Here is a 16377-nt window from a genome sequence, read left to right as displayed (position 1 = left end):
CCTCGCCCGAACCGCGTACGGAGCAGCCTCTCCGGTTGCCTAGACTTGCGCAGGTGTCCGGACCCAACACCAACTACGACCCCGTCGAGGTCGCCGCGCTCGCGCCGGAGGCCGTCGAGGCCGCCGTCGCCGCCGCGCTCGAGGCCATCGCCGCCGCCGCCGATCTCGACCAGCTGAAGGCCGCGCGCCTGGCCCACGCGGGAGAGCGTTCCCCGCTCGCCCTGGCCAACCGCGAGATCGGCGCCCTGCCGCCGAGCGCCAAGGCCGAGGCGGGCAAGCGGGTCGGGCAGGCCCGGGGCCGTGTCAACCAGGCCCTCGCCGCCCGGCAGGCCGAGCTCGAGGCCGAGCGCGACGAGCGGATCCTCGTCGAGGAGGCCATGGACCTCACCGCCGTGCCGGCGCGCCGGCCGCTGGGTCGCCGCCACGTGCTGACGGTGACCGCCGAGCGGATGGCCGACGCCATGGTCGGCCTGGGCTGGGAGATCGCCGAGGGGCCCGCGGTCGAGGCCGAGTGGTTCAACTTCGACGCGCTGAACTTCGACAAGGACCACCCGGCGCGTCAGATGCAGGACACCTTCTTCGTCGAGCCGGCGGACGCGGGTCTGGTGCTGCGGACCCACACCTCGCCGGTGCAGGCCCGTTCGCTGCTCGAGCGCGGCGTGCCGCTCTACGTCGCCGTGCCGGGCAAGACCTTCCGCACCGACGAGCTGGACGCCACGCACACCCCGGTCTTCCACCAGCTCGAGGGCCTGGCGATCGACGAGGGCCTGACGATGGCCCACCTCAAGGGCACCCTCGACCGCCTCGCCGAGGCGATGTTCGGTCCGGGCATCGTCAGCCGCCTGAGGCCGGCCTTCTTCCCCTTCACCGAGCCCAGCGCCGAGATGGACTTCCGCTGCTTCGTCTGCCGCGGCGAGGACACCTCGTGCCGGACGTGCGGCGGGACCGGCTGGATCGAGTGGGGCGGCTGCGGCATGGTCAACCACAACGTGCTGCGCGCCTGCGGGGTCGACCCCGAGCGCTACCAGGGCTTCGCCTTCGGGATGGGCGTGGAGCGGACCGCGATGTTCCGCCACGGCATCAGCGACATGCGGGAGATGATCGAGGGAGACGTGCGCTTCAACGCGCAGTTCGGGATGGAGATCTGATGCGGGTTCCGGTCGACTGGCTGGGCGACTACGTCGAGCTGCCCGAGGGCGTGACCGGCGAGCAGATCGCCGCCGACCTCGTGGCCGTCGGGCTCGAGGAGGAAGGCCTGCACACCAGCGGTGTGAGCGGTCCTCTCGTCGTGGGCCGGGTGCTCGAGAAGCACCCCGAGCCGCAGAAGAACGGCAAGACCATCAACTGGTGCCAGGTCGACGTCGGTCCAGAGATGAACGCTGTCAACGGCTCCGTCGCCGAAGGCGTGGGCATCGTCTGCGGCGCGCACAACTTCGAGGCGGGCGACCTGGTCGCCGTCATCCTCCCCGGCGGGGTGCTGCCCACCCCCTCGGGCCCGATGACGATCTCCGCGCGCAAGACCTACGGCCACGTCTCCGCCGGCATGATCTGCTCGGTCCGCGAGCTCGGGATCGGCGACGACCACGACGGCATCATCGTGCTCCCGCGCCTGCTGGGCCAGGAGCGCGTCGAGGAGCTGGGCCTGGCCCCGGGCGACGACCTCATCGGCGTCCTCGGCCTCGACCGCGAGGTCGTCGAGGTCAACGTCACCCCCGACCGCGGCTACTGCTTCAGCATCCGCGGCATCGCCCGCGAGTACTCCCACTCCACCGGCGCGCCCTTCCGCGACCCGGCCGACCTCCCGGTCGACCCCGCCACCGAGGATGGGTATGCCGTGGAGCTGCGTGACGAGGCGCACCGCGACGGCGAGGCGCCCGGCTGCGACCGCTACGTGGCGCGCATCGTCCGGGGCATCGACCTGACCCGCCAGACGCCGGAGTGGATGGCGCGCCGCCTCACCGAGGCCGGCATGCGCCCGATCGGCCTGGCCGTCGACGTCACCAACTACGTCATGCTCGCGCTCGGGCAGCCGCTGCACGCCTTCGACCTGGCCACCCTCGACAGCCCGATCGTGGTCCGCCGCGCCCGGGCGGGGGAGCGGCTGCGCACCCTCGACGACGTCGACCGCGAGCTGCACCCCGAGGACCTGCTCATCACCTGCGGCCCCGACGGCGGACGCATCCTGGCGCTGGCCGGCGTCATGGGCGGCGAGGACGGCGAGGTCACGCCGGGCGAGACGACCGACGTGCTCGTCGAGTCGGCCCACTTCGACCCGCGCACGGTGGCGCGCACCTCGCGCCGGCACAAGCTCTCCAGCGAGGCCGCCAAGCGCTTCGAGCGCGGCGTCGACCCGGGCGTCACCGCCGCCGCGGCGCAGCTGGCGGTCGACCTGCTCGTCGAGCTCGGCGGCGGCACGGCCGACGCGGCCATCACCGACCGCGACGAGCGCGCCTCCACCGCAATGCCGGCGATCGAGCTCGACCTGGACATGCCCACCCGCTACGTCGGGGTCGACTACGGCCACGAGCGCGTCGTCGAGCTGCTGCGCCTGATCGGGTGCGAGGTGAGCACCGAGGGGAGCACCGCGACCGTCGTGCCCCCGACCTGGCGCCCCGACCTCACCGACGCCCCGACGCTCGTCGAGGAGGTCGCGCGGATCGACGGCTACGACAAGATCCCGTCGGTCGTCCCGCGGGCCATCGGCGGTCGCGGGCTCACCCACGGCCAGCGCTCCCGTCGTGCCGTCGCCTACGCGCTGGCGGGCCAGGGCCTGCACGAGGTCCTGACCTACCCCTTCGTGGGCACCGACCGCTTCGACGAGCTCGGCCTGGCGGCAGGCGACCCGCGCCGCGCGGCCCTGCGCCTGGCCAACCCGCTCTCCGACGAGGCGCCCTTCATGCGCACCGAGCTGCTGCAGACGCTTCCGGAGGCGCTCAGGCGCAACATCTCGCGCGGCTCGCGCGACGTGGCGCTCTTCGAGATCGACACCGTCACCGTCCCCCACCACGCCGCCTCGGCCCCGGTGCCCGGGGTCGGCGCGCGGCCGGACGACGCGACGCTGCAGCAGATCCGCGACGCGGTGCCGCACCAGCCGTGGCACGTGGCTGTCGTGGCCGCGGGCCAGGCCGACCGGTCCGGCTGGTGGGGCGAGGGCCGTCCGGTCGACGTCACCGACGTCGTGGGCTGGGCCCACTCGGTCGCCGATACCCTCGGGGTCCCGGTCCGCAGGCGCCAGGGCGAGCGTGCGCCCTTCCACCCCGGACGCTGCGTCGAGCTACTCCTCGAGGACGGCACGTCCGTCGGCTGGGCCGGCGAGCTGCACCCCAAGGTCGTCCAGCGGCTCGGGCTGCCGCCGCGCACCAGCGCCGCCGAGCTCGACCTCGACGTGCTCGTGCGCGCCAGCGACCACCGCACCCAGGTGAGCCCCTTGTCCACGCAGCCGGTGGCCGGCTCCGACGTGGCGCTCGTGGTGCCCCGCACGGTGCGCTACGGCGACGTCGAGGAGTCCCTGCGCGCCGGTGCCGGTGAGCTGCTGGAGGACATCGCACTCTTCGACGTCTACGTCGGCGACCAGCTCGGACCCGACCAGCAGTCGCTGGCCTTCCGCATGCACTTCCGCGCGCCCGACCGGACGCTGACGACCGAGGAGGTCAACGCGGCCCGCGACGCCGCCGTCGACCGCGCGGCCCGCGACCACGGGGCGGTCCTGCGGTGACCGGCGCTCGTGTCGCCCTCGTGACCGGTGCCTCCCGGGGCATCGGGGACCACCTCGTCCGCGCCCTCCTCGGCGCGGGCTGGGCGGTCGTCGGCCTGTCCCGTTCCGGGTCGGTCGCCGACGGCGCCACGGGTCTACCGTGCGACGTCACCGACGCCGGGTCCGTCGACGAGGTCGTCGGCCGGGTCGTGGCGGAGCACGGTCGCATCGACCTGCTCGTCAACTGCGCAGGCCTGGTGGAGCCCGAGCGGCCGGTCTGGGAGGCCGACGTCGACGAGTGGTGGCAGGTCATGGTCACCAACGTGCGTGGGCCCTTCCTGCTCACCCGCGCCGTCGTGCCGCACATGATCGCGGCCGGCGGCGGGCGGATCGTCAACCTCAACTCCGGCGCCGGCACGCGCGAGCGTGCCGACCTCACCGCGTACTGCGCGTCGAAGTCGGCCCTGGCCCGTCTCACGGGCGGCACTGCGCTGGCGGGTGCCGAGCACGGCGTGCTCGCCTTCGACCTGGCCCCCGGCGTGGTCGAGACGGACATGACCCACTCGATGCGCATGCACGACGGGCGCACCGAGTGGACCGCGCCGGAGGACGTCGTCGCGCTGCTGCTGGCGCTGGCCGACGGCGAGCTCGACGGCTTCTCGGGCCGCATGGTGCGGGCCGGGTCCGACGACCTCGACACCCTGCGCCGTCGCTCGACCGAGGGTCTGGGCGAGGGGGAGCGCATGCTCCGCCTGCGTCCCTGGGGTCCCGACGACCCGCTGTCCGGCTGAGGACGGCCGTCCGCGACTGGATATTCATGCACAACCCTGTATAGTTCCGCGACGTGACCAGCATTCCCATGACGCGAGCGGCGCGGCACCAGCGCATCGCCGACCTGCTCGAGCGTCACGCCGTGGGCTCCCAGGGCCAGCTGCTGGACCTGCTCGCCGAGGACGGCATCTCGGTCACCCAGGCCACCCTCTCGCGTGATCTCGTCGACCTCGGCGCGGTCAAGGTCCGACGCGGTCGTCACCTCGTCTACGCCGTGCCGGGGGAGGGAGGCGACCTGACACCGCGCCCCGCCCAGGACGCGCTCGAGGTGTCCTCGCGCCTGGTGCGGCTGCTGCAGGAGCTGCTCGTGAGCGCCCGGGCGGTCGGCAACCAGGTCGTCCTGCGCACCCCGCCCGGTGCGGCGCAGTTCCTCGCCGCGGCGATCGACCGCAGCGACGACCCCGAGATCCTCGGCACGATCGCCGGTGACGACACCATCCTGGTGATCACCACCGCCCTGGACGGCGGGCCTGCCACCGCGCACCGCCTGCTGTCCCTCGCGCACGACACCGAGACCCGCGACTAGCCGCGCAGGGCGTCGCCGCCCGCGCACCACGACCGCCGACCGCCGTCCCGGCGGACTGAGGGAGGATGGACCCATGACTGTGAGCCTGTGGGGAGGCCGCTTCAGCGGCGGACCGAGCGACGCCCTCGCGGCGCTGAGCAAGAGCACGCACTTCGACTGGCGCCTGGCGCCGTACGACCTGGCGGGCTCGCGCGCGCACGCCCGGGTGCTGCACAAGGCCGGGCTGCTCTCCGACGAGCACCTCGCGACCATGCTCGAGGGGCTGCGCTCCCTCGGTGCCGACGTCGAGTCGGGCGCCTTCGCCCCGGCCGAGACGGACGAGGACGTCCACACCGCGCTCGAGCGGGGGCTCATCGAGCGCGTCGGTCCGGACGTGGGTGGCCGCCTGCGTGCCGGACGTTCGCGCAACGACCAGGTCGCGACCCAGTTCCGGATGTACCTGCGCGACCAGGCCCGTCTCCTGTCGGCCAAGATCCTCGACGTCGTCCAGGCCCTCGTCGAGCAGGCCGAGCGGCACGCCGACGTCGCCATGCCCGGGCGCACGCACCTGCAGCACGCGCAGCCGGTGCTCCTCGCCCACCACCTGCAGGCCCACGCCTGGGCGCTGCTGCGCGACGTCGACCGCTTCGTGGACTGGGACCGCCGTGCCGCGATCTCGCCCTACGGCTCGGGTGCCCTCGCGGGCTCCTCCCTCGGCCTGGACCCCGCCTCCATCGCCGCCGACCTCGGCATGGCGGCCCCGACCGAGAACTCCATCGACGGCACGGCCTCCCGCGACTTCGCCGCCGAGTTCTCCTTCATCACCGCGATGGTCGGCGTCGATCTGTCCCGCATCGCCGAGGAGGTCATCCTCTGGGCGACGGCCGAGTTCGGCTTCGTCTCGCTCGACGACGCCTTCTCGACGGGGTCGAGCATCATGCCGCAGAAGAAGAACCCCGACGTCGCCGAGCTCGCGCGCGGCAAGGCGGGTCGTCTCATCGGCGACCTGGCGGGTCTGCTGGCCTCGCTCAAGGGCCTGCCGCTGGCCTACAACCGGGACCTCCAGGAGGACAAGGAGCCGGTCTTCGACGCCGTCGACACCCTCGAGGTGCTCCTGCCGGCCGTCTCCGGGATGGTCGCGACGCTGACCTTCCACCCCGAGCGACTCGAGGCCCTCGCGCCGCAGGGCTTCTCGCTCGCCACCGACGTGGCCGAGTGGCTCGTCCGGCAGGGCGTGCCCTTCCGCATCGCCCACGAGGTGGCGGGGGAGTGCGTCCGGGTCTGCGAGTCGCGCGGCATCGGCCTGGAGGACCTGCAGGACGACGACCTGGCCCGGATCAGCGAGCACCTCACCCCGGACGTGCGCGCGGTGCTCACGGTCCCGGGGTCGCTGGCCTCCCGCAACGCCCGTGGGGGCACGGCGCCGGTGCGCGTCGCCGAGCAGCGTGCCCACCTGCTCCACGAGACGGCCTCCCGTCGGCACTGGGTCACCGAGATGCCGGTGATCCGGGACTGATCCGGTGACCGCGCTGCGTCCCGCGGTGCGGGCCGACCTCGCACGCCCCGTGCTCGAGGTCGCGCCCGCCCTGCTCGGGGCGCACCTGTCCGCCGGGGGAGTGACCGTCCGCCTCACCGAGGTGGAGGCGTATGCCGGCACCTCCGACCCCGGGTCGCACGCCTTCCGCGGTCCCACGCCGCGCACCGAGGTGATGTTCGGCCCGGCCGGCCACCTCTACGTCTACTTCTCCTACGGGATGCACTGGTGCTGCAACGTGGTGTGCGGCCCGGACGGCGAGGCCGCCGCGGTGCTGCTGCGCGCGGGGGAGGTGGTGGCCGGGGAGGAGATCGCGCGAGGGCGCCGCGACGCCGGACGGAGCCGCCCGCACCCGGCCCGCGACCTGGCGCGCGGTCCCGCCCGTCTCGCCTCCGCGCTGGGGCTCGACCGGCAGCACGACGGGCTCGACCTGCTCGACCCCGCGACAGGGGTCGACCTGCTGCTCGTCCCGGAGCCGGCGGCGGCCGTGCGCTCCGGCCCGAGGGTCGGCGTCTCGGGCGAGGGCGGCGACGCCTCCCGCTACCCGTGGCGCTTCTGGGTGGAGGGGGAGCCGACCGTCTCGGTCTACCGGCCGGCCGTCCGGCGCCCGCGCACCCGGCCCGACGGAGCCGGTGCGGCCCGCCCGTAGGCTTGACCCCATGCGGGTGGGCCCGGGCACCGGGCCGCACCCAGACCGCACCGGAAGGACCTGGACACCGTGACGAACATCCTGGACGAGCTGCAGTGGCGCGGACTGGTGGCGCAGACCACCGACGAGGCCGCGCTGCGCGAGGCCCTCGACGACAGGATCACGGTCTACTGCGGTTTCGACCCCACCGCCGCGAGCCTGCACTTCGGCAATCTCGTGCAGCTCATCGTCCTGCGGCACCTGCAGCGCGCAGGGCACCGGGTGATCTGCCTCGTCGGCGGGTCGACCGGCCTGATCGGTGACCCCCGTCCCACGTCCGAGCGGGTGCTCAAGACCAAGGAGCTGACGGCCTCGCACGTCGCCCGGATCCAGGAGCAGGTGCGACCGTTCCTCGACTTCGACGGGGACAACCCCGCGGTCATGGTCAACAACCTCGACTGGACGGCGGGCCTGTCCGCCCTCGACTTCCTGCGTGACATCGGCAAGCACTTCCGCGTCAACCAGATGATCCGCAAGGAGGCGATCGCCGCGCGGCTGGAGAGCCAGGAGGGCATCTCCTACACGGAGTTCAGCTACCAGCTGCTGCAGGCGCTCGACTTCCTCCACCTCTACCGCGAGTTCGGCTGCACCCTGCAGACGGGTGGGCAGGACCAGTGGGGCAACCTCACCGCGGGCGTCGACCTCATCCACCGCGCTGAGGGCGGGTCGGCACACGTGCTCACCACCCCGCTCATCACCGACGAGCACGGCGAGAAGTACGGCAAGTCCGCCGGCAACGCGGTCTGGCTGGCCGCCGACATGACGAGCCCCTACGCCTTCTACCAGTACTGGATCAACGTCGCCGACTCCGAGGTGGGCAAGCTGCTCCGGGTCTTCACCGACCGGAGCCAGGACGAGATCGCCGCCCTGGAGACCGAGGCCGCGGAGCGACCGCACCTGCGCCAGGCGCAGCGGACGCTCGCCCGCGACGTCACGAGCCTCGTCCACGGGGAGGAGGCCACCGCCCAGGTCGAGGCCGCGAGCCAGGTGCTCTTCGGCAAGGGTGACCCCGCGGGCGTGGACGCCCGCACCCTGGAGGACGCCACGGCCGAGCTTCCCGGCGCCGAGGTGGAGCCCGGCACGACCGTGATCGAGGCGCTCGTGGCGGCCGGCCTTGCCGAGAGCAAGGGCGCTGCCCGTCGCCTCGTGGGGGAGGGTGGCGTCAGCGTCAACAACGCCAAGGTGACCGACGTCGAGCAGGTCCTGACGGACGAGGACTTCCTCCACGGACGCGTCGCGCTGCTGCGACGGGGGCGCAAGCACCTCGCAGCCGCCCGAAAGGTTGGTTGACCTGCGGATTTGTCTCCGCCGCGGAACCGTTCTACAGTTACATCTCGCCCCGCCGACAGGGAGGCACGGACACCAGCCGGTGGCCGGTCCCGGGCAGGCACAAGACTTCGATCTCCTCGCACGAGAGCGCGAGACGCGGATTTGACTGCGGAAGAACGAAGCGAATAACCTGAAGAGGTTGCCCCAGAAGAACAAGGCCGGAAGGCCGGATCGACTGGTGTGCGTCCGATCCTTGAGAACTCAACAGCGTGTCAGATTATTGATGCCATAGTTTGTATTTTGGCCACCATGCTTTGCCGCCCCCGGTGGGGTGTGGTGGTGTTTGTCAGGTACCAATTCTCTTGGATAAGAGTTTAGGTTTTTATCGGAGAGTTTGATCCTGGCTCAGGACGAACGCTGGCGGCGTGCTTAACACATGCAAGTCGAACGATGAAGCCCAGCTTGCTGGGTGGATTAGTGGCGAACGGGTGAGTAACACGTGAGTAACCTGCCCTCCACTCTGGGATAACTCCGGGAAACCGGTGCTAATACTGGATATGACCTTGTTCTGCATGGGACGGGGTGGAAAGATTTATCGGTGGTGGATGGACTCGCGGCCTATCAGCTTGTTGGTGGGGTAATGGCCTACCAAGGCGACGACGGGTAGCCGGCCTGAGAGGGTGACCGGCCACACTGGGACTGAGACACGGCCCAGACTCCTACGGGAGGCAGCAGTGGGGAATATTGCACAATGGGCGAAAGCCTGATGCAGCGACGCCGCGTGCGGGATGACGGCCTTCGGGTTGTAAACCGCTTTCAGCTCTGACGAAGCTTTTGTGACGGTAGGAGCAGAAGAAGCACCGGCTAACTACGTGCCAGCAGCCGCGGTAATACGTAGGGTGCGAGCGTTGTCCGGAATTATTGGGCGTAAAGAGCTTGTAGGCGGCTTGTCGCGTCTGCTGTGAAAACCCGGGGCTTAACCCCGGGCTTGCAGTGGGTACGGGCAGGCTAGAGTGTGGTAGGGGAGACTGGAATTCCTGGTGTAGCGGTGGAATGCGCAGATATCAGGAGGAACACCGATGGCGAAGGCAGGTCTCTGGGCCATTACTGACGCTGAGAAGCGAAAGCGTGGGGAGCGAACAGGATTAGATACCCTGGTAGTCCACGCCGTAAACGTTGGGCGCTAGGTGTGGGTCCCATTCCACGGGGTCCGTGCCGCAGCTAACGCATTAAGCGCCCCGCCTGGGGAGTACGGCCGCAAGGCTAAAACTCAAAGGAATTGACGGGGGCCCGCACAAGCGGCGGAGCATGCGGATTAATTCGATGCAACGCGAAGAACCTTACCAAGGCTTGACATATACCGGAAACCCTCAGAGATGGGGGCCCCGCAAGGTCGGTATACAGGTGGTGCATGGTTGTCGTCAGCTCGTGTCGTGAGATGTTGGGTTAAGTCCCGCAACGAGCGCAACCCTCGTTCTATGTTGCCAGCACGTGATGGTGGGGACTCATAGGAGACTGCCGGGGTCAACTCGGAGGAAGGTGGGGATGACGTCAAATCATCATGCCCCTTACGTCTTGGGCTTCACGCATGCTACAATGGCCGGTACAGAGGGCTGCGAAACCGCGAGGTGGAGCGAATCCCTTAAAGCCGGTCTCAGTTCGGATTGGGGTCTGCAACTCGACCCCATGAAGTCGGAGTCGCTAGTAATCGCAGATCAGCAACGCTGCGGTGAATACGTTCCCGGGCCTTGTACACACCGCCCGTCAAGTCACGAAAGTCGGTAACACCCGAAGCCGGTGGCCCAACCCTTGTGGAGGGAGCCGTCGAAGGTGGGACTGGTGATTGGGACTAAGTCGTAACAAGGTAGCCGTACCGGAAGGTGCGGCTGGATCACCTCCTTTCTAAGGAGCATCACTGACCGAACCCGTGCCGGCGTTGCTGGTGGGGGTTGGTCGTATGTGGCCTGCTTCGTGGACGAGTGTTCCACGGTGGGTTGCTCTGGGTGGAACGTCGATGATCTGTCGCCGCGCGCATGCTGTGCGCCTGGTTCGTGAGTACGGCCCTTTCGGGGGTGGGGAAAGCGTCGGGTGCGTGGGTGGGTGTGGTGCTGACACGTTGTTGGGTCCTGAGGGATCGGGCCCGACCGCTCCGTGATGGGGTGGTGGGGTACGAGTGCCTCTGGTTTCCGGGGCCCCGGGTTCTTCCAGACCCGCGCCTGGCTCGCATGAGCTGGGTGTGCGTGGTGGAAGGAACTGCCTGGGGTGGGCCTGGTCGTATGTTGAGAACTGTACAGTGGACGCGAGCATCTTTGTAGCTTTTAAGTTTTTAAGGGCGCACGGTGGATGCCTTGGCACCAAGAACCGAAGAAGGACGTAGGAATCTGCGATAAGCCTCGGGGAGTCGATAACCAGACATTGATCCGAGGATTTCCGAATGGGGAAACCCGGCAGGCTTCATCGCCTGTCACCCTCACCTGAATATATAGGGTGAGTGGAGGGAACGTGGGGAAGTGAAACATCTCAGTACCCACAGGAAGAGAAAACAACCGTGATTCCGTGAGTAGTGGCGAGCGAAAGCGGAAGAGGCTAAACCAGTTCTGTGTGATACCTGGTAGGGGTTGCAGTTCTGGGGTTGTGGGAATGTGTGTACCAGTGCTACCACGCTGGTGCGGAGTAAGAAATCAGAGTCATAGACGAAGGGTCTGGAAAGGCCTGGCACAGACGGTGACACCCCGGTAGTCGAAATGTCTCTGACTCCGTATCGCATCTCCCAAGTAGTACGGGGCCCGAGAAATCCCGTACGAATCTGGCAGGACCACCTGCTAAGCCTAAATATTCCTTGGTGACCGATAGCGGACAAGTACCGTGAGGGAAAGGTGAAAAGTACCCCGGGAGGGGAGTGAAATAGTTCCTGAAACCGTGTGCCTACAATCCGTCGGAGCCTCCTTGTGGGGTGACGGCGTGCCTTTTGAAGAATGAGCCTGCGAGTTAGTGCTCAGTGGCGAGGTTAACCCGTGTGGGGAAGCCGTAGCGAAAGCGAGTCCGAACAGGGCGCCCATAGTCGCTGGGTCTAGACCCGAAGCGGAGTGATCTACCCATGGCCAGGGTGAAGCGCGGGTAAGACCGCGTGGAGGCCCGAACCCACTTAGGTTGAAAACTGAGGGGATGAGCTGTGGGTAGGGGTGAAAGGCCAATCAAACTCCGTGATAGCTGGTTCTCCCCGAAATGCATTTAGGTGCAGCGTCATGTGTTTCTTGCCGGAGGTAGAGCTACTGGATGGCTGATGGGCCCCACCGGGTTACTGACGTCAGCCAAACTCCGAATGCCGGTAAGTGAGAGCATGGCAGTGAGACTGCGGGGGATAAGCTTCGTAGTCGAGAGGGAAACAGCCCAGATCACCAGCTAAGGTCCCAAAGCGTGTGCTAAGTGGGAAAGGATGTGGAGTTGCTGAGACAACCAGGAGGTTGGCTTAGAAGCAGCCACCCTTTAAAGAGTGCGTAATAGCTCACTGGTCAAGTGATTCCGCGCCGACAATGTAGCGGGGCTCAAGCACACCACCGAAGCTGTGGCAGTGACACAGTGCTCGGCCCACACTTGTGTGGGTCCAGGCGTGTTGCTGGGTAGGGGAGCGTCGTGTCGCGAGTGAAGCATCCGAGTGATCGAGGTGTGGACGCGACACGAGTGAGAATGCAGGCATGAGTAGCGAAAGAGGAGTGAGAAACTCCTCCGCCGAATAACCAAGGGTTCCAGGGTCAAGCTAATCTGCCCTGGGTAAGTCGGGACCTAAGGCGAGGCCGACAGGCGTAGTCGATGGACATCCGGTTGATATTCCGGAACCGGCGAAGAACCGCCCAGTACCGAATCACGTGATGCTAAGCGCCTGAAGCTTCCCGTCGCTGTTCACCTTCGGGTGGATGGCTGGGGAGTGGAACGCGTGACCCGAGCGTGTAGTAGGTAAGCGATGGAAGGACGCAGGAAGGTAGCCTCCGCGTGGCGATGGTAGTCCACGTCCAAGAGCGCAGGACCGGGGAGTGGCAAATCCGCCCCATCAGTGTCCGAGGCTTGATGGTGACCGTGTATGCGGGAAGTAGGGTGATCCTATGCTGCCTAGAAAAGTTCCTAGCGAGGTTCGAGCCGCCCGTACCCCAAACCGACTCAGGTGGTTAGGTAGAGAATACCAAGGCGATCGAGTGAATCGTGGTTAAGGAATTCGGCAAAATGCCCCCGTAACTTCGGGAGAAGGGGGGCCGAAGACGTGAAACCCCTCGCGGGTTAGCGTCGACGGCCGCAGAGACCAGGGAGAAGCGACTGTTTACTAAAAACACAGGTCCGTGCGAAGTCGCAAGACGATGTATACGGACTGACGCCTGCCCGGTGCTGGAACGTTAAGGGGACGGGTTAGCCGTAAGGCGAAGCTCTGAACTTAAGCGCCAGTAAACGGCGGTGGTAACTATAACCATCCTAAGGTAGCGAAATTCCTTGTCGGGTAAGTTCCGACCTGCACGAATGGCGTAACGACTTCTCCACTGTCTCAACCGCGAACTCGGCGAAATTGCACTACGAGTAAAGATGCTCGTTACGCGCAGCAGGACGGAAAGACCCCGGGACCTTTACTATAGCTTGGTATTGGTGTTCGGTACGGCTTGTGTAGGATAGGTGGGAGACTGTGAAGCGGGCACGCCAGTGTTCGTGGAGTCATCGTTGAAATACCACTCTGGTCGTTCTGGATATCTAACCTCGGTCCGTGATCCGGATCAGGGACAGTGCCTGGTGGGTAGTTTAACTGGGGCGGTTGCCTCCCAAAGGGTAACGGAGGCGCCCAAAGGTTCCCTCAGCCTGGTTGGCAATCAGGTGTCGAGTGTAAGTGCACAAGGGAGCTTGACTGTGAGACAGACATGTCGAGCAGAGACGAAAGTCGGGACTAGTGACCCGACGGTGGCTTGTGGAAGCGCCGTCGCTCAACGGATAAAAGGTACCCCGGGGATAACAGGCTGATCCTGCCCAAGAGCTCATATCGACGGCATGGTTTGGCACCTCGATGTCGGCTCGTCGCATCCTGGGGCTGGAGTCGGTCCCAAGGGTTGGGCTGTTCGCCCATTAAAGCGGTACGCGAGCTGGGTTTAGAACGTCGTGAGACAGTTCGGTCCCTATCCGCTGCGCGCGTAGGAAACTTGAGGAGAGCTGTCCCTAGTACGAGAGGACCGGGATGGACGAACCACTGGTGTGTCAGTTGTTCTGCCAAGAGCACCGCTGATTAGCTACGTTCGGACGTGATAACCGCTGAAAGCATCTAAGCGGGAAGCACACTTCAAGATGAGGTTTCCATGCCCCTTAAGGGGTGAGAGGCTCCCAGCTAGACTACTGGGTTGATAGGCCGGATGTGGAAGCACAGTAATGTGTGGAGCTGACCGGTACTAATAAGCCGACAACTTAAAACAACAAAGATGTTACGCGTCCACTGTACGGTCTCTCGAGATACGAACACCCCCCACATCCGTGTGGGCCCGGTAGATGTTCGAACAACTCGATATTGTTACGGCGGTCATAGCGTCAGGGAAACGCCCGGTCACATTCCGAACCCGGAAGCTAAGCCTGACAGCGCCGATGGTACTGCACTGGAGACGGTGTGGGAGAGTAGGACACCGCCGGACCACACTTCTAGAGTGGGCCCTGACCACTCCTCGGCGACGAGGAGATCGGTCAGGGCCTACTCGCATGTCCGGGTCTTGTCTGCAGCAGTGAGGGAAGGTGTGTCTGGTGAGCGATGAGCGTGCTGAGCGCCGCGACGACCGTGAGCGTCCGCGCGGCGAGGGGCGCGGTCCGCGCCGCGACCGGTCCGAGCGTGACCGACGGTCCGACGACCGCCGTGACGAGCGCCGGCGGGACGAGCGGCCCTCCCGGTCCCGTGACGACCGTCCCTACCGCCCCCGGGACGAGCGCCCCGCCCGCGGGGCCGAGGATCGGCCCGCCCGCGGTCGCGACGAGCGGCCGACCCGGTCCCGCGAGGACCGCCCCGCCCGTAGCGGGGAGGACCGTCCCTACCGCGGACGCGACGACCGACCCGCCCGGGGCCGCGACGACCGTGGTCGTGAGGACCGTCCGTTCCGCGGGCGGGACGACCGCTCCGGCCGGGACCGTTTCGACCGGAGCGGTGACCGCCGTCCCGACCGCCGTGAGCGCGAGGATCGTCCCCGCGAGCCCGAGCTGCCGGACGACATCGAGGCCGGCCAGCTGGACAAGGTGCTCCGCTCCGAGCTCCTCACGCTGAGCAAGGACAACGCCGACGGCACCGCGCGCCACCTCGTGGCCGTGGGGCGGGCTCTCGACGAGGAGGACTTCGACCGCGCCCTGCTGCACGCCCAGGCGGCGACCCGACGGGCCGGCCGTGTCGCCGGTGTCCGGGAGACCCTGGGCGTCGTGCACTACCGCCGTGGCGAGTGGGCCAAGGCCCTCGCGGAGTTCCGTACCGCCCGCCGACTCTCCGGCCTGGACCACCTGCTGCCGCTCATGGCCGACGCCGAGCGGGGCCTGGGCCGGCCCGAACGGGCGCTCGACCTCGCCGCGACCCCCGAGGCCGCGCGGCTGCCCGCCGCCGAGCGCGTCGAGATGGCGATCGTGGTCTCCGGCGCCCGGATCGACCTGGGCCAGACCGCGGCCGCCGTCCAGCACCTGCGCGACCTGGCGCGGGCCGGCAGCCCGAAGGCCCCGTGGGCCGCGCGCCTGCGCTACGCCTACGCCGCGGCCCTCGAGGCCGACGGTCAGGTCGAGGACGCGCAGGAGTGGTACCGGCGGGCCGCCGAGGTGGACGAGACGGGCGAGACCGATGCGGCCGAGGTGCTCGGCTGGGACGACGAGCCCGAGTTCCTCGACCTCGCGGACGACGACGAGCAGGACGGCCCCGCAGCCGACGGCGAGCAGGTGGTGGCCTCCGCCGACGAGCCCACGGGCGGGGCACCCGCCTCCGACGACGGCTCGGTGCCGGGCGACGGCCCCGAGAGCGGGGCCGGGAGCTCCCGGTCGTGACGGTCCGCGGCCTCCTCTGCGACCTCGACGGCGTCGTCTACCGTGGCGACACCGCGTGCGAGGGCGCCATCGACGGGCTGCAGGGGGCCCGGGACGCCGGGGTGCGGCTGCTCTTCATGACCAACAACGCCTCGCGTCCCCCCGAGGAGGTCGCCGCCCACATCTCGCGACTGGGCCTGGCGACCTCTCCTGAGGAGGTGCTCAACGCCTCGCAGGTCGCGGCCGACGTGCTGCGGTCCCGCGTGGACGGCGGAGAGCTGGCGCTGGAGGACGGCCTGGTCCTCGCGGTCGGCGGCCGCGGAGTCGGGCTCGCCCTCGACGACGTCGGCCTGCCGTGGGTGTCTCCGGAGCGCACCCGGGAGGCAGCGACGTCCGGCGAGCCGCTGCGGATCGTCGCGGTGGTCCAGGGCTACGGGCCCGGGCTGGGCGTGCTCGACCTGACGGAGGCCGCCTACGCCGTCGCCGGCGGCGCCACCTGGGTCGCGACCAACGACGACGCCACGCTCCCCACCGAGCGTGGGCTCGCCGTCGGCAACGGCTCGCTCGTCGCCGCGGTCGCCAACGCCACCGGATCGCGTCCCGAGGTGGTCGGCAAGCCCCACGCCCCGGCCTACCGGATCGCAGTCGACCGGCTCGGGCTGCCGCTCGAGGACTGCCTGATGCTGGGGGACCGGCTCGACACCGACATCGCCGGGGCGGCCGCCCTCGGCCTGCGCAGCGCACTCGTCCTCACCGGCGTCTCCGGTCGCGAGGACGTCGAGGCGCTTCCCGAGCACCTGCGGCCCGACCACGTGGCCGCCACCATCCCCGACCTGGCACACCTGTGGAGGTAG

General features: G+C 68.2%; 9 protein-coding genes and 3 rRNA genes. All 12 read left to right on the top strand.

The genetic code is table 11. The features are described 5' to 3' along the window. Positions 1-53 precede the first annotated feature (53 nt). The 12 genes from pheS (at position 54) to FB476_RS09725 (ending at position 16377) form a co-directional block, all read left to right on the top strand. Entirely contained in the window at positions 54-1148 is a 1095-nt protein-coding gene (pheS, locus tag FB476_RS09780; RefSeq protein ID WP_141818592.1) for a phenylalanine--tRNA ligase subunit alpha, read from the top strand. Beyond that, positions 1148-3715 (top strand): phenylalanine--tRNA ligase subunit beta, encoded by a 2568-nt coding sequence (gene pheT, locus FB476_RS09775; RefSeq protein ID WP_141818591.1) that lies wholly within the window; start codon positions 1148-1150, stop codon positions 3713-3715. Before pheS ends, pheT begins: the two co-directional genes overlap by 1 nt. Beyond that, complete coding sequence (locus FB476_RS09770) at positions 3712-4485, top strand: SDR family NAD(P)-dependent oxidoreductase (protein ID WP_141818590.1); 774 nt, start codon at positions 3712-3714, stop codon at positions 4483-4485. The genes pheT and FB476_RS09770 overlap by 4 nt, the downstream gene beginning before the upstream one ends. A gap of 68 nt (positions 4486-4553) precedes the next feature. Next, positions 4554-5051 carry an arginine repressor gene (gene argR / locus FB476_RS09765; RefSeq protein WP_141820135.1) on the top strand — a complete coding sequence of 166 codons (498 nt, stop codon included), beginning with the start codon at positions 4554-4556 and terminating at the stop codon, positions 5049-5051. A gap of 73 nt (positions 5052-5124) precedes the next feature. Continuing rightward, positions 5125-6546 carry an argininosuccinate lyase gene (gene argH, locus FB476_RS09760; protein WP_141818589.1) on the top strand — a complete coding sequence of 474 codons (1422 nt, stop codon included), beginning with the start codon at positions 5125-5127 and terminating at the stop codon, positions 6544-6546. Between the two features lie 4 nt (positions 6547-6550). After that, the gene (locus FB476_RS09755) at positions 6551-7213 is read left to right on the top strand and encodes a DNA-3-methyladenine glycosylase (protein WP_238329648.1); all 663 of its coding nucleotides are present in this window, start codon (positions 6551-6553) and stop codon (positions 7211-7213) included. Between the two features lie 69 nt (positions 7214-7282). Next, positions 7283-8542 (top strand): tyrosine--tRNA ligase, encoded by a 1260-nt coding sequence (tyrS, locus tag FB476_RS09750; RefSeq protein WP_141818588.1) that lies wholly within the window; start codon positions 7283-7285, stop codon positions 8540-8542. 361 nt (positions 8543-8903) lie between these two features. Next, positions 8904-10423: ribosomal RNA gene (locus FB476_RS09745) — 16S ribosomal RNA — on the top strand. A gap of 414 nt (positions 10424-10837) precedes the next feature. Next, positions 10838-13959: ribosomal RNA gene (locus FB476_RS09740) — 23S ribosomal RNA — on the top strand. 96 nt (positions 13960-14055) lie between these two features. Beyond that, positions 14056-14172 (top strand): 5S ribosomal RNA (gene rrf, locus FB476_RS09735). The 16S, 23S and 5S rRNA genes sit together here, the layout of an rRNA operon. Positions 14173-14278: 106 nt before the next feature. Further along, positions 14279-15544 (top strand): tetratricopeptide repeat protein, encoded by a 1266-nt coding sequence (locus tag FB476_RS16685; protein ID WP_202876949.1) that lies wholly within the window; start codon positions 14279-14281, stop codon positions 15542-15544. After that, complete coding sequence (locus FB476_RS09725) at positions 15541-16377, top strand: HAD-IIA family hydrolase (protein ID WP_141818587.1); 837 nt, start codon at positions 15541-15543, stop codon at positions 16375-16377. The genes FB476_RS16685 and FB476_RS09725 overlap by 4 nt, the downstream gene beginning before the upstream one ends.

The sequence above is a fragment of the Ornithinimicrobium humiphilum genome (genome assembly GCF_006716885.1).
GTDB lineage: Bacteria > Actinomycetota > Actinomycetes > Actinomycetales > Dermatophilaceae > Ornithinicoccus > Ornithinicoccus humiphilus.
Note: the sequence above shows the minus strand (reverse complement) of the source record. Positions and strands in the feature narration are given on the sequence as shown.